General features: G+C 40.4%; 12 protein-coding genes. 6 read left to right on the forward strand and 6 right to left on the reverse strand.

What is annotated here, in order from left to right; all coding sequences use genetic code 11:
* Positions 1–848 precede the first annotated feature (848 nt).
* The 4 genes from FE392_RS06560 to FE392_RS06575 all read left to right on the forward strand — a co-directional run bounded on the left by FE392_RS06560 (position 849) and on the right by FE392_RS06575 (position 5618).
* Positions 849–1406, forward strand: a complete 558-nt coding sequence (locus FE392_RS06560; protein ID WP_319929429.1) for a fimbrial protein — start codon at positions 849–851, stop codon at positions 1404–1406.
* Between the two features lie 382 nt (positions 1407–1788).
* Entirely contained in the window at positions 1789–2079 is a 291-nt protein-coding gene (locus FE392_RS06565; RefSeq protein WP_319929430.1) for a hypothetical protein, read from the forward strand.
* Between the two features lie 208 nt (positions 2080–2287).
* Positions 2288–4804, forward strand: coding sequence for a fimbria/pilus outer membrane usher protein (locus tag FE392_RS06570; RefSeq protein ID WP_319929431.1), 2517 nt, complete (start codon positions 2288–2290; stop codon positions 4802–4804).
* Positions 4805–4871: 67 nt separating this feature from the next.
* On the forward strand, positions 4872–5618 hold the full coding sequence (locus FE392_RS06575; RefSeq protein ID WP_319929432.1) for a fimbrial biogenesis chaperone: 747 nt from the start codon (positions 4872–4874) through the stop codon (positions 5616–5618).
* A 565-nt stretch (positions 5619–6183) separates the two neighbouring features.
* Here the strand turns inward: FE392_RS06575 and FE392_RS06580 are convergent.
* Positions 6184–7275, reverse strand: a complete 1092-nt coding sequence (locus FE392_RS06580; RefSeq protein WP_319929433.1) for a fimbrial protein — start codon at positions 7273–7275, stop codon at positions 6184–6186.
* Positions 7276–7677: 402 nt separating this feature from the next.
* Here FE392_RS06580 and FE392_RS06585 point away from each other — a divergent pair, with 402 nt between their 5' ends.
* A complete protein-coding gene (locus FE392_RS06585; RefSeq protein WP_319929540.1) occupies positions 7678–8574 on the forward strand; it encodes a LysR family transcriptional regulator in 897 nt (298 codons plus the stop codon).
* 105 nt (positions 8575–8679) lie between these two features.
* Here FE392_RS06585 and FE392_RS06590 read toward each other — a convergent pair whose 3' ends face one another.
* The 5 genes from FE392_RS06590 to FE392_RS06610 form a co-directional block, all read right to left on the reverse strand.
* A complete protein-coding gene (locus tag FE392_RS06590) occupies positions 8680–9075 on the reverse strand; it encodes a DoxX family protein (protein WP_319929434.1) in 396 nt (131 codons plus the stop codon).
* A 300-nt stretch (positions 9076–9375) separates the two neighbouring features.
* Positions 9376–9663 (reverse strand): YqjK-like family protein, encoded by a 288-nt coding sequence (locus FE392_RS06595; protein WP_319929435.1) that lies wholly within the window; start codon positions 9661–9663, stop codon positions 9376–9378.
* Entirely contained in the window at positions 9656–10072 is a 417-nt protein-coding gene (locus FE392_RS06600; RefSeq protein ID WP_319929436.1) for a phage holin family protein, read from the reverse strand. Before FE392_RS06600 ends, FE392_RS06595 begins: the two co-directional genes overlap by 8 nt.
* A 1-nt stretch (position 10073) precedes the next feature.
* The gene (locus tag FE392_RS06605) at positions 10074–10379 is read right to left on the reverse strand and encodes an ElaB/YgaM/YqjD family protein (RefSeq protein ID WP_319929437.1); all 306 of its coding nucleotides are present in this window, start codon (positions 10377–10379) and stop codon (positions 10074–10076) included.
* 234 nt (positions 10380–10613) lie between these two features.
* Positions 10614–11282, reverse strand: a complete 669-nt coding sequence (locus FE392_RS06610; RefSeq protein WP_319929438.1) for a DedA family protein — start codon at positions 11280–11282, stop codon at positions 10614–10616.
* A gap of 683 nt (positions 11283–11965) precedes the next feature.
* Between FE392_RS06610 and sstT the strand changes: the two genes are divergently transcribed.
* Complete coding sequence (gene sstT / locus FE392_RS06615; protein ID WP_319929439.1) at positions 11966–13210, forward strand: serine/threonine transporter SstT; 1245 nt, start codon at positions 11966–11968, stop codon at positions 13208–13210.
* Positions 13211–13307: the final 97 nt, after the last annotated feature.

A 13307-nucleotide genomic window follows, 5' to 3' on the forward strand; every position in this document is an offset into this window, starting at 1 on the left:
TACTACAAAATGCCTTTTGGGATAGTCTCTTAGAATCTACTGAGCATAAAGATAATGATTTGTTTTAGTAATATTTTTATTTTGAATAAATTCAATATAACTATGTTTTATATTTAGACAAATAAAGTAACCTGCTTAATTATCTATTGGATGATTGCTTTTTTTGGAGGATATTGAACTTGATATTTCAATACTAATTGTTAATTCATAATGGGAAAAATCTTATAATTAACACGTTTAAATTCTCTTAATCGACTCTCTGAAGATAAAGCTGCATGAAGTTTTAATAATATATGAAATTCATTTTCATAATTTTCTCATATTAATTCAGTCTCAGTTTTCTGCGCTAAATCACTATAAAAACAAGTGGTTATCTCTTTTTTTTGTTTTGGGATCTAAAATCAATAAAACGGACTGGCTAGTTGTGAGTGAATGAAATCAATGAGCATGACATTTAGCTAAAAAAAATATTAGAATTGATTATTAATGAAATGGCGATAGTATATTGCCCACGTTCTTTGGGGCGTGATGTTTACTTGAAATAACGATTAATTTTTATTATGTTTTTCTATTTAAAAAATGCGAGATGATTATGATTGTCCCTTTTAAATATACAACGGGAATGTTTGAGTATTCTTTTAGCTAACGCTATAGATAGTGGTTATAAATTTGTTGTTTATATTTTCAAAGTGAATGATGAATATTATCTCAGCTATTGATTGAATTGAAAAATGTTTTGAAGGTTTTTTTGAAAAAGTTATTTAATCTCTTTGGAGATAAACCTTCATTGGGAATTAATAGTAAACAAAATATCTTGAAATTTATTTTTACGAAAAAAAGGTAAAATAATGAAACCAACAAAATTGGCTAAAATTGCTGTTATTGCATTAGGTATGGGAGTTTTTGGGGCGCAGGCTCAATCACCTGAAGGTGGTGCTAAATTAATAGATACCCGTAGTGACGGAAAAATAAATTTTACTGGTACTGTTGTTGAGGCACCTTGTAGTATTTCTCCTGAATCCATAGACCAGACAATTAATTTTGGTGTTTTAAGTAATGCCTTATTGAATAAAGGAGGGGAAACTTCTCGTCCTTTTAAAATTGTATTGACTGAGTGCGATACAGATACCGCTAAAAAAGCAACGATAACATTTTCCGGGGTTAACTATGGCGATACAGAGATAGCAATGAGTGGTGATGCTGAAAATATTGCAGTAAGGTTAGCGGGTTTGGATGGTAAAATCACCCTGGGTAAACCGAGTAAGGTATTTAATTTAAGCCAAAGCACAAATGAATTAAATTTCATGGCATTTGCGAAAAAATCAGAACTGGCAGGAAAGGAAGGAAAAAATGTTGTTCCGGGTAGATTTGAAGGGCTAACAACTTTTACTATGCAATATCAGTAAAAATTAAGCGTAATAGAAGTTTATTTTAAATAAAGTGATTATAGCGCATTGCCCTATGATTATATTGGGTAATGCGTTATTTTCAATAAAAAAAACAACTAGTTATATTGCTTTGTGAAATTTGCGAATGAAGTTTTTATTAAACAATAGCTTATGTATTTTCTTATGCTTTTTCTGTGCAATAGTGCACAGGCATGAGAACATTCTTTAAATCCTTTTATGGGAAGGATCAGTATTAGTGGAACCATCGTTTCTACGAGTTTCTCTATTGCATTAAGAGATATGTGGCAGTCTGTTAATATGGCATGGTTCCAGTGAAAAAGTTATATCAGCATGGGATCAAAAAACAAAAAGAAGTCATTATCCATTTGGAAAACTGTGATTGGGAAAAAGGAAAAACGCAGAGAAACGGGTGGCAATATATGTGGATTTTTATGGGGAGCGTGATAAAGAAACACATTTATTCCAATTGACAGGTGGTGTTAAGGGAGCCGCGTTATCTATTAATGATACGCAAGGGAATTTAATACAAGCTGGAAAACTCTATCCTGTTATTTCAGGTAGAAATAATCATTCAAGCATGAAATATATTTTAAATTTAGTACCAAATGGAGAACCTTTGGTGCAAGGAAGTTATTATGCTGTTTTGAGTTTTAAACAGGATTATGAATAAAATTAATGTCTTGCGCACAAAATATAACTAATGGTGATGGGTTTTATCACTCTTTTTAAATTGGTCTTTTTATTATTAGAAATAATATTAAGTTATTATAAATGGCCGCAGGGTATGATTCTTTTTAAGTGATTGATCAGTGAATTGTGGCGGTTTGCCATATTTTATCTGACAAGGTAATACCTGCCTGACGCGGGAGTCGTTATAAATGAATATAAAGCAGGAACTTTTATTTCCTTTGCACTTATTGAAGGGATTGATTTTGTTTTGTTCGGGTATTCATTTAGCAAACGCAATTGAATTTAATATTGATATGCTAGATGCCGAAGATAAAAAAAATATTGATTTATCACGTTTCTCGCAAGCGGGCTATGTCATGCCTGGGAAATACCAATTAACTTTACGTGTTAATGAGCAACTCGTTAACCGTGAAACAATGATTCCTGTTTATTCTCGGTATCAAGGGAAAGAAGCCCGCTCGGAAGCCTGCATTTCACCCGAATTGCGAAATAAAATAGGCTTGAAAGAGGAGTACCACGCACAGACAACATTATGGAATGACGGGCAATGTGTGGATTTTTCTGCTGTAAAGGGGGTGGTATTATCCGTCGATTTGGCTGAATCACAGCTTAATATGACGATTCCCCTGCTATATCTGGAATATTCCGATTTATCTTGGTTACCGCCTGCTCGTTGGGATGAGGGAATACCTGGCGTGTTGATCGATTATAACGTGAATACTTTTTTGTCTAAATCACGTGGGAATTCAAGCAACCAAAATATCTGGCTTAATGGCACAGTCGGCGCAAATTATGGAGCTTGGCGCTTGCGAGGTAATTATCAGGGAAACTACAGTTATACCGCAGGCCAGCAGAATAATAGTGATCCTTTGCTCAAATGGGATCAGTTTCATGCATATCGAGCCCTAACATCATGGCAGGCCAATTTAACATTAGGGGAATATTCTTTTGCATCAGATTTACTTGATGGCTGGAATTATACCGGCGTGTCATTGGCAAGTGATGAGCGGCAATTACCGCCCAAATTACGGGGATATGCCCCACAAATCAGAGGGTTTGCCGATACTAACGCTAGAGTCACTGTAACACAACAAAATAATATTCTGTATGACACAACGGTTCCCGCTGGGGAATTTGTTATCAAGGATATCAGTAGTTCTGTGCGTGGAACATTAGATGTAAAAATCACGGAGCAAGATGGTCGAGTGAAAACCTTTCAGGTCAGTACGGCCTCTGTTTCCTATCTGACTCGACCGGGCCAACTTCGTTATAAATTAGCCTCCGGACGTGCTCGATATGATTCCCATCGGACTGAAGGGCCTATTTTTGCTACCGGAGAGTGGTACTACGGTTTAACAAACAGTTGGACATTGTACGGCGGTGGGGTTGTTGCCGGTAATTATAATGCCCTTGCATTGGGAGCAGGTGTTGATCTGGGGGCTTTTGGCTCGTTGACAGCAGATGTCACGCAATCGATGGCCAGGTTACCAAAACGGGGGGAAGAAGATAGCAAAAAAACGCAACAGGGAAAATCTTGGCATCTGACTTATTCCAAACGTTTTGATGATATTAACACGGACCTGACATTGGCTGGTTACCGTTTTAGTGAACGTGATTACATGTCAATGCAACAATATTTGGATGCGCGTTATCGTGAGCGTTCAGGGGGGAGTAGCAAAGACAAATATACAATAATTCTGAATAAAAGCTTCCCTGAGCAGAAAGTATCGCTGGGTGTTTCCTACAATCACGAAACGTTCTGGAACGCCGGTGAGAACATTTATTACAACATCCGGATGAATAAATATTTTTCTGCTTTTGGTATCGACAATATGACTGTTGGTTTATTGGCCACCCGTTCTCGTTATCTTCATACAGGTAAAATGAATAATTCTTTGTCATTGAATTTTTCACTGCCTGTTGGCGAGCAAAGAATCAATTACAATCATTATTACAGTGAGAAGCAATTCAACCAGAATATGAACCTCAGCGGGCAAGTTGGGGAAAGAGACAACTATAACGTGACAGCAAGTATGAGCCATGGTCACAGGCAACAACGGAAAAGCCAATTTAGCGGCTATTACAGCCACAGAGGTAATATCGCTCATACGTCGTTCAATGTTTCAATGGCACAAGACGGGAATGTGGCGGCTGGTATGGCAGTCAATGGCGGGGCAACGCTCACTTTAAAAGGTGCAGCATTGCATCCCAGTGGTGTTAGTGGTGGCACCCGCTTAATTGTGGATACGAATGGCGTGGAGAACGTGCCGTTCGATAGCGGACATGTGAGAACGAATCATTGGGGAGTTGGCGTGGTAACGAGTGTCAGCAGTTACTACCGCAACACAACGATGGTGGATATCAATAAATTGGACAGTGATGTTGAAGCCCGCGATGCAGTGGCGGAATTGGTATTGACAGAAGGCGCGATTGGTTATCACAAATTTGATGTTTTAAAAGGCAACCGCTTGTTTGTTGTTTTGAAATTGGAAAATGGAAGTATTCTTCCCTTTGGCACCAGTATACGCAATAAAAAAAGTCGTGAGCTGGGAATTGTCAATGACGGAGGAGTGGCATGGATCAGTGGGGCTGAATTGGGGGAATCCCTGCAAGCTAATTGGGGTGAGCAACATTGTTCGTTCATATTGCCGCCTCAAATTGATTCTCTGTCACTGGTCACTTTGCCTTGCCAGAGAGGAAAGTAAAGAGGGATAGCGTAATAAAACGTGAATGACGTACCCTAAAAATGAATTGAAGAGAGTAAATGTAAGCATGAAGAAACAGATTTTGCAAAAATGGGTTGGTAACCTATTAGCGGTTAGTGTATTGATTTTTAGTACATTTTCATCTCTGGCCGCAGTTTCTCTGGATCGAACCAGAGCGGTGTTTGACGGAGAGAATAAATCAATTACATTGCATATCTCTAATGATAATAAGCAGTTGCCTTATTTAGCCCAAGCGTGGTTGGAAGATGAAAATCATCAGAAAATGACGACGGGGCCATTAGTATTAACTCCTCCTGTGCAGCGTCTGGAGCCGGGGAAACGTAGCTTGGTTCGGGTGGAAAAAACACAGACTGCAAATTTGTTGGCACTGGATAGGGAATCTTTGTTCTATTTCAATTTGCGCGAGATTCCACCCAAGAGCGAACAGTCAAACACGCTGCAAATTGCCCTGCAAACTAAAATAAAACTGTTTTATCGCCCTGCAACCCTTAAAGTCAAGACGGACCTAGTCTGGCAGGAACAGCTTGTTTTGCACAAGGTTGCAGGAGGTTATCGCATAGAAAACCCAACGCCGTATTATGTCACGATTATTGGTATGGGTAATAGTCAGTCACAATCAGAAGAAAGTGATTTTGATGGGATCATGATCGCGCCGTTTGGCAATGAAACTGTCAAGAATGGGCAATACAGCACACCCTATTTTACCTATATCAATGACTATGGTGGTCGGCCAACACTGGCATTTCGTTGTCATGGCGAACAATGCACCGTTATCAAAGACCAGAAGAAATAATAGCCGGAGCGGGATAAAATAAATAGATATGGTAGGTTATGGAGGCATTCAAACCCGAGTATGGAGAGGCTTGTTGGCAGTGCTTCTGATATTAGTGAGTCGCTGTGCTAATGCTAGTGAAGCGATGCAAAATGTTCTTGAGAACATGACTCAGCAGGAAAACTATATAGAAGTTTATGGCTCATTGATCAGCTCACCATGCTTTTTGCCTCCATCCTTACATGATGTACAAATACAAGACAGCTGGCTGCGACTTGATTTAATTGATTGCGCTGAAGGCATGGAAGCTATTGGCGTGCCCCCTTTCCGGTTAATATCATACTAAGTGCGCCTGGCTTTTTTTTTCATCGAGTGCAAAAATAAGGCTTCCGTTACCCCGTTAATTAATTCGCCAAGGCCGGCATCAGCTTAAAATGTCACTTGAGGACGAGTTCGTAGAAAAAACAAATTTGAGATTGGAAATAAATTATGAATAAGTGATTAACTATCTTATTTTTAGCATTAATAAATTAGCCCAATAATAACTTTATTATTGGGCTTTTATTTTTTATTCTGCACTAATTTTTTAATCATAAAATAATTTAAAAGTTACATTAGCATGGACACTACCGGGTGTTATTGTTGATCCTGTTTGAATATAGTTTGCCTGAAATGGAACACTATAATGGCCATTACCAAACGCGCCGAGCTGAAGTTTGCTGTTCGGCTGATATTTCACGGGATTTTGATTATGGTAAATTCGGATACCAACCCCTTCAGCGGTAGAATTTTTACTGAGTGTCAGAATATCACTGTGATTTGAGGGGAAGGTGACGTCTTCCAATGTCATTTTCGGGTGAGAAATTTTTTCTGGTGACCCGCTAGAACACTCTAAATCGATATTAAATTGTTTAGGTTGGGCTTCGGTTCCGATACCTTTAAAATCAGATTTAGATACGTCCCCCAACGGGACATCTATAGAGGGTGTCTTGAGAGTGCAGCTGGGATAAACTAATTTAACGTTGACACTACCAGCAATTTTTAGACTTAAATATTGGAAATTACTCTTTTCAAGTGCAATGCCTCTGGCTATTTCCCCTCCCATCTGGCCGCCAGACAGGATATCACCTATTTTGACCAATTCCATATGAAACATAGTTTGGTGATTAAAGAGAATTCCTTTGTATTCAGTGAGAGTTTCATAAGTAATATTGTCGTATACCTGATTACTAGTATATGGAAACCAAGAGCCAAAGGTATCGTGACCAAGTTGATCGCCAGTTTTGGTTAATCTATACCCTAGTCCAGGGATACTAGGGATAGGATAAATGGAATTTGTTGGTGTGCCAATTCCTTCATATCGATATAACCCTAGATGAGAGTCACACATTAATTGGCCTGTGGGGGATATTGCAGGTAGGATTTTTCTTAGCAGAACGCTTCCTACAGGTAAATTGGGATTAATTTCAAAATCCTCCCCAACAGATATTGTGTATTCTATAGGTGAAAAACTTGCATTGTTTGAATTAAGAGGGATCTCAACCCAACAATCATGCATAATACTCGAATGTCCTTTGCTTGATAATATTAATAAAGATGTGCCTAATAATACTTTTATTATTTTGCTATTTTTTACTTCATTATTTTTCATTGCATTATTCATTAAATCAATATCCACAAGAAAAACATCACCATTCTTAATGATATGGATTTCAATAATAAAGGGTGGTTATATGGATGGGGTTTTATTTGCACCCATTATCTCGTTGTTGTGGGCCTAAAATAAATAGGCATGTTCTGAAAAAATTCATGTTAACGAAACGGCGATTATTATTTAATATTGGAGTACATTTCGGTTTTAAATAAATGTGTTGATACCTGATATTCTATTTCAGTACTTTGTTATAATCAGGAACTCATTTTTGGAATTTATTCAAAATCACGTTCAATATTCCAGTAATACCCTGCGACCTGAACTTTTTTAATACCCTCTTTAGGGAGGGAGAAGATGTCAACTAGACGTCGAAATGTCAGTCAGTTAATCTGGTGGATATATTCGAATTTCCTGACTGAGAAAAATATGGGCAAAGAACGAGCGCTTACATTGGAATCCTTGCGGGTCATGGATGCGATAGACAGGCGAGGCAGTTTTGCGGCGGCTGCGGATGAATTGGGAAGGGTGCCTTCTGCATTGAGTTATACCATGCAAAAGCTGGAAGAAGAGCTGGACGTCGTGCTGTTTGATCGCTCAGGCCATCGTACGAAATTTACTAACGTTGGCCGCATGTTGCTGGAGCGGGGGCGTTTATTGCTTGAAGCTGCGGATAAGCTGACGGCTGATGCAGAAGCCCTTGCCCGTGGCTGGGAGACGAATTTGACGATTGTGTGTGAAGCATTATTTCCGGTCAAATCACTTTTCCCCCTTGTTGATAAATTGGCGAAAAAATCGAATACACAGCTTTCATTAGTGACAGAAGTATTGGCAGGTGCTTGGGAGCGGCTGGAAACAGGCGGTGCAGATATCGTCATTGCGCCAGATATGCATTTCAGGGCTTCTCCGGAGGTGAATTCACGTAAGCTGTATTCGATCAACAATGTCTATGTTGCAAGCGTTAACCACCCTATTCATGATGAACCGGAACCATTATCTGAGACTACCCGAATGAAATATCGAGGCATCGCTGTTGCTGATACGGCAAAGGAGCGCCCGACTCTGACGGTTAAATTATTGGATAAACAACCACGGCTGACGGTCAGCACATTGGAAGACAAACGCAGTGCGCTTTTGGCGGGGCTGGGGGTGGCAACCATGCCTTATTCGTTGGTTGAAAAGGATATTGCTGAAGGCAGGTTGCGTGTAGTGAGTCCTGAATATGGTCATGAAACCCACATTATCATGGCATGGCGTCGTGACAGCATGGGGGAAGCCAAGGCATGGTGTTTACGTGAAATTCCTAAATTGTTTATCAATTCATAAAATGAACCGAAAAATAGGCCACGCAGGGTAAAAAAGAACATTAAAAAAGCCCCAGACTATCGACGAACAGTTTGGGGCTTTTCAAATTCTTAATATAAAGAAGGACTACCAGTTTTTATTCAGCACCTTATCAATACTGAATTTTCCAGGCCCCATTATCGCCAGCAACAAATAGCCTGCGCCGATGGAGAAATTTTTCAGGAACATGGTCTGATTCATGTCATCAGTAAAATCGCCGTGGAACAAAATTGCTGTCAGGATACAAAAAATAAATGTAAATACAGCGGTAGTCCGGGTCAACAAACCGAACATAACGGCAAGGCCACCGCCCAGCTCCAGTAAAATAGTCAGAGGCAGCAGAATTCCGGGAACTTTCATGGCTTCCATAAATTCTTGTGTTCCGGCATAAGCACTGCCTAATTTCCCATATCCTGCGATGATAAAAAGAATAGAGATTAAAACGCGGGCGACCAATAAGCCACTATCTTCAAATTTTTTCATTATTTTTCCAAAAGCACTGCGGATAACGATAAAAGCTATCCGCATGGATGTGATTGATTAAAAGTGTAATTTGCTTGTTATTAGCTAGTGGACGGTATTCTAGGGAAAGTTGTTACTTTTTGATAGTAAGGAATATTAACCATTTAATGCAGTTTTTTTGAAAGAATATTGAGCGATGCAAAAAGATATTTGAATGAGAGACCGGTGACAGTCTGTTTTCGCCAATTGCTTTCGAATGGCATTCACCATTGGTCAATGGAAGCTAATCATGGTTCATTGGCTTTTACATGGTATATGTCGTCATTTAAGCGCATTTCGCACTATTTTCAGGATCTCTAGGACACTGAGCATACGACGAGACCAGTGATAAAGTTTTTTAGGGCGTCGCAGGCCATAAATCAAGGCGATGCCAGAGCCGATCGCAATGTACGGTTTAAAAGCAAGCAGGGTTTGCCAGCTTTTATCATAAGGTTGGGTGAGTTCCAACCATTGCTGGCTGCATTGGGAGAGTGATTTCCGCTGTTGCTGGATTTCTTGCAGCAGCCGCTGCTTTCTTGACGTGAGTTGATGATGCTGAAACTTACTCATGCGGATCACCCTCCAGCATGTTGCGATCAATATTCAATTGCTCACGGGTTGCATTGAGAAAAGTGAGTCTTTTGGCCTTCCGAATTGTCCATATGGCACCAAGCACGGCGAGGAACAACAATGTTCCGGCAGTGATAGCCATCGCCATGATCCGGTAAGCAGGATCGATAGCCCAAAATATCAGTACCAGAAAACACATCAAGCCAAATCCGGCAAACAGCAGAGTGAACCCAATCATCAGCAGCAATTGCACCAGTGTTGCTGCACCTTCTTCCAATTCAACTGCAATGAGCTGGATACGGGTTTCAGCCATGCCGATAACAATTGCCGCTACTCTCCGCAAAGTATCAAGGAAGCCTTTTCCTGGGCCTTTTTTTCCTGAGCCATTAATATGAGGGGATTGAGTCATTTCAGCGCCTTGACAGCAGAACACCCAATACGATGCCGACGGCTGCTCCGATGCCAACACCTGTCCACGGATTATCACGGACATAGCTATCTGCCTGACCTGCGATTTCTTTGGTTTGGCCTATGAGTTTATCGCCAGCTTCGTCGAGCGTGGCACGCGCACCTTTCAGGGTTTTTTCTGCCTTGTCGCGTAATTTTTCCAGTTCGGCTTTTGACTTATCCGCAGAACCATTAAGAACTTCTTCCAGAGTATCAGCCAGGGCCTGCAATTCATCACGCAATTCCTCAGAGTTTTTTTTCTGTGGCATGATTTATCTCCTTAAATATACGATGAATGAATTTCTACCATAGACGCTTTTAAGGGGAGTTTAAAGTATGGATAGATGAATAATTATCAAGATTTGTTAGGAATTAACCTGAAATACTGTTTGAAGTCATGGCCAAGAGCCACTTATGAGGGGGTTGGGAAAGTCTGGAAACAAGCTCCTGTGGCAAGTTTTTCGCTATACCACAGGAGAAAAAATTCAGGGCAAATTGGCGAATTACGAAAGCGTATTCTTGGTGCGCTTTTTGCGCCAAATAACGGTCAGAGTGCCAATTAAACCGATGAGTAACAGAGCTACGGGCAGCAATAATAAAAAATTCATCAAATATGCTTCATATTGGCGGAACAGCGGGCTTTTACCCAACATATAACCCAATGTTGTCAGGATAATGACCCACAGAAATCCGCTGAGCCAATTGAATATTTGAAAACGCCCATTTTTCAACCCGGCAAGGCCTGCCAGTGTTGGCAGCAATGTTCGGACAAATGCGAGGAATCGGCCTATTAGCAAGGCAGACAAGCCGTGGCGATGGAATAGGTTATGCGCGCGTTGGTGATAATGTTCAGGAAGGTGTGACAGCCAGCCTTGGATTAATTTTGTATTGCCAAGCCATCGGCCTTGAAGATATCCAATCCAGCAGCCAAGACTTGCCCCAGCGGTGAGAATGACCAATGTCGCGGAAAAATTCAGCGTATCTTTGGCAATTAATACGCCCACTAATATCAATAGACTGTCGCCGGGTAAAAATGCGGCAGGCAAGACCCCATTTTCAAGAAAAAGGACGATGAAGAGAAGAATGTAAATAGCCCATACCAATGATGGGTTCGTTAGTGTTTCGTAATCTTGGTGCCAAAGTGCATAAATAAGGTCTGTTACAATTTCCATCAAATGTTCCTAAAACGCGGGTTAAGGATTGCATCTTACTTTTATGGTGCATTTATGGTGAATTTCTATTGAATGCTTTACAAACTCAAAGCATTGCATTCCGATTGTCATAAAATGCTCTCGAAATCCATTCAAGACGGCATAAAGATTGACAAGGGTCACTTTAACAAAATCGGCGGTAGCGAGATAGAAAATTTTGGTGATCGTTTGAACATTTGTTCATACAGAAAAATAAACTCATCCATATATATCAACTGATTAATACTCAGATGAAGTTTGCCAAAATAACAGTGATATCCCATTTCTCCTGAGAATTGACTGAATTCATATTTTTTCCCAGTTGACCCTACCTCTTTTTCTGACTTAATGACGAAAAGTTATCTAGCTGCAAATTGCCATTGAATAAATGCCCTGTTGCCATTTCTAGACAAAACATTTTATTTAACATTCTGAATACAAAGGGAATAACCTATTTTTTCCATATCAATCATTGCGTTATGAAGCTATCGAAAAACAGAAAACTGATGTTTCGATCACACAAATGTAAGGTATTTGTTATCAAAAGTTGTGTTCTCTGTATATTGCAATTAATTATTCTTTGTAAGTTTCACAACTTCCTTATACTGGGAAAGCAAACACTAACATCAGGCTCATTGAGCTAAAAAATATCAAATGGATAGACTATGGAAAAACAACAAAAAGGCTTTGTGCAATTCATTGTACAGGGAAGCCTTGTAAAACAAATCTTAATCGGTTTAATTCTTGGAGTATTATTGGCATGGCTAGCGCCTGATTGGGCTAAATCAGTGGAGTTGCTGGGGGCACTTTTTGTCGGTGCATTGAAAGCTGTTGCTCCTGTTCTGGTATGGGTTTTAGTCATGTCTTCGATTGCAAATCACAAGACTGGCCAGAAAAGTAATATTCGCCCGATTATCTTCCTGTATATCATAGGAACATTCCTTGCGGCAGTCGTGGCTGTGATTGGAAGCATTCTGTTCCCATCAACACTGACACTGGTGACAAACAATGCACAAATGTCACCACCGGAAAATATTATTGAAGTACTGAAAGGGATATTGCTCAATGTGGTAGCCAACCCGATTGATGCCCTATTGAAAGGGAATTATGTTGGAATTTTGGCGTGGTCAATCGGTTTGGGCGTTGCTTTGCGTCATGCAAAAGAATCCACAAAATCAGTGCTTCGTGATCTTTCAGATTCCGTGACCAATATCGTGCGTGTTGTTATCCGCTTTGCTCCCATTGGTATTTTCGGGTTGGTTTCTTCCACGATTGCGACAACCGGCTTTTCAGTGTTGCTTGATTATGCCCACCTGCTCATCGTCCTGATCAGCTGCATGATCATTGTTGCATTGGTGGTTAATCCACTGATTGTTTACTGGAAAATTCGTCGCAACCCTTATCCGTTAGTTTTTGCATGCCTGCGTGAAAGTGGTGTAACGGCGTTCTTTACCCGCAGCTCGGCCGCGAATATTCCGGTGAATATGGAAATGTGCCGCCGCATGGAACTGGATGAAGATACCTATTCTGTCTCCATTCCGTTAGGCGCAACAATCAATATGGCGGGTGCTGCAATCACCATCACGGTATTGACTCTGGCGGCCGTAAATACGCTGGGTATCACAGTCGACATCATGACTGCGATATTACTGAGTGTGATTTCTGCCATTGCCGCATGTGGTTCATCTGGCGTTGCGGGTGGCTCTCTGCTGTTGATCCCACTGGCATGTACCCTGTTTGGTATTCCTAACGAAATTGCCATGCAGGTGATCGCAGTTGGGTTCATTATCGGTGTATTGCAGGATTCGGCTGAAACGGGTCTGAACTCTTCTACTGATGTATTGTTTACCGCAGCCGCATGTCAGGCGGAAGAAGCGCGCATTGCGTCGGAGCAACTGGCACAGCGTTAAATATTCATGTGAATGAATACGGTGATAATCAGCTTCCTGCTCATTATCACCGTTTTTTTATCTGCTTTTATCTTCTTATATCCATAAAATTTGTGTA

This window comes from Xenorhabdus santafensis (assembly GCF_033949405.1).
Taxonomy (GTDB): Bacteria; Pseudomonadota; Gammaproteobacteria; order Enterobacterales; family Enterobacteriaceae; genus Xenorhabdus; species Xenorhabdus santafensis.

Coding starts and splice junctions, on each gene's coding strand:
- FE392_RS06560 (WP_319929429.1), top strand. CDS start 849: ATGAAACCAACAAAATTGGCTAAAATTGCTGTTATTGCATTAGGTATG.
- FE392_RS06570 (WP_319929431.1), top strand. CDS start 2,288: ATGAATATAAAGCAGGAACTTTTATTTCCTTTGCACTTATTGAAGGGA.
- FE392_RS06575 (WP_319929432.1), top strand. CDS start 4,872: ATGAAGAAACAGATTTTGCAAAAATGGGTTGGTAACCTATTAGCGGTT.
- FE392_RS06585 (WP_319929540.1), top strand. CDS start 7,678: ATGGGCAAAGAACGAGCGCTTACATTGGAATCCTTGCGGGTCATGGAT.
- FE392_RS06590 (WP_319929434.1), bottom strand. CDS start 9,075: ATGAAAAAATTTGAAGATAGTGGCTTATTGGTCGCCCGCGTTTTAATC.
- FE392_RS06595 (WP_319929435.1), bottom strand. CDS start 9,663: ATGAGTAAGTTTCAGCATCATCAACTCACGTCAAGAAAGCAGCGGCTG.
- FE392_RS06600 (WP_319929436.1), bottom strand. CDS start 10,072: ATGACTCAATCCCCTCATATTAATGGCTCAGGAAAAAAAGGCCCAGGA.
- FE392_RS06605 (WP_319929437.1), bottom strand. CDS start 10,379: ATGCCACAGAAAAAAAACTCTGAGGAATTGCGTGATGAATTGCAGGCC.
- FE392_RS06610 (WP_319929438.1), bottom strand. CDS start 11,282: ATGGAAATTGTAACAGACCTTATTTATGCACTTTGGCACCAAGATTAC.
- sstT (WP_319929439.1), top strand. CDS start 11,966: ATGGAAAAACAACAAAAAGGCTTTGTGCAATTCATTGTACAGGGAAGC.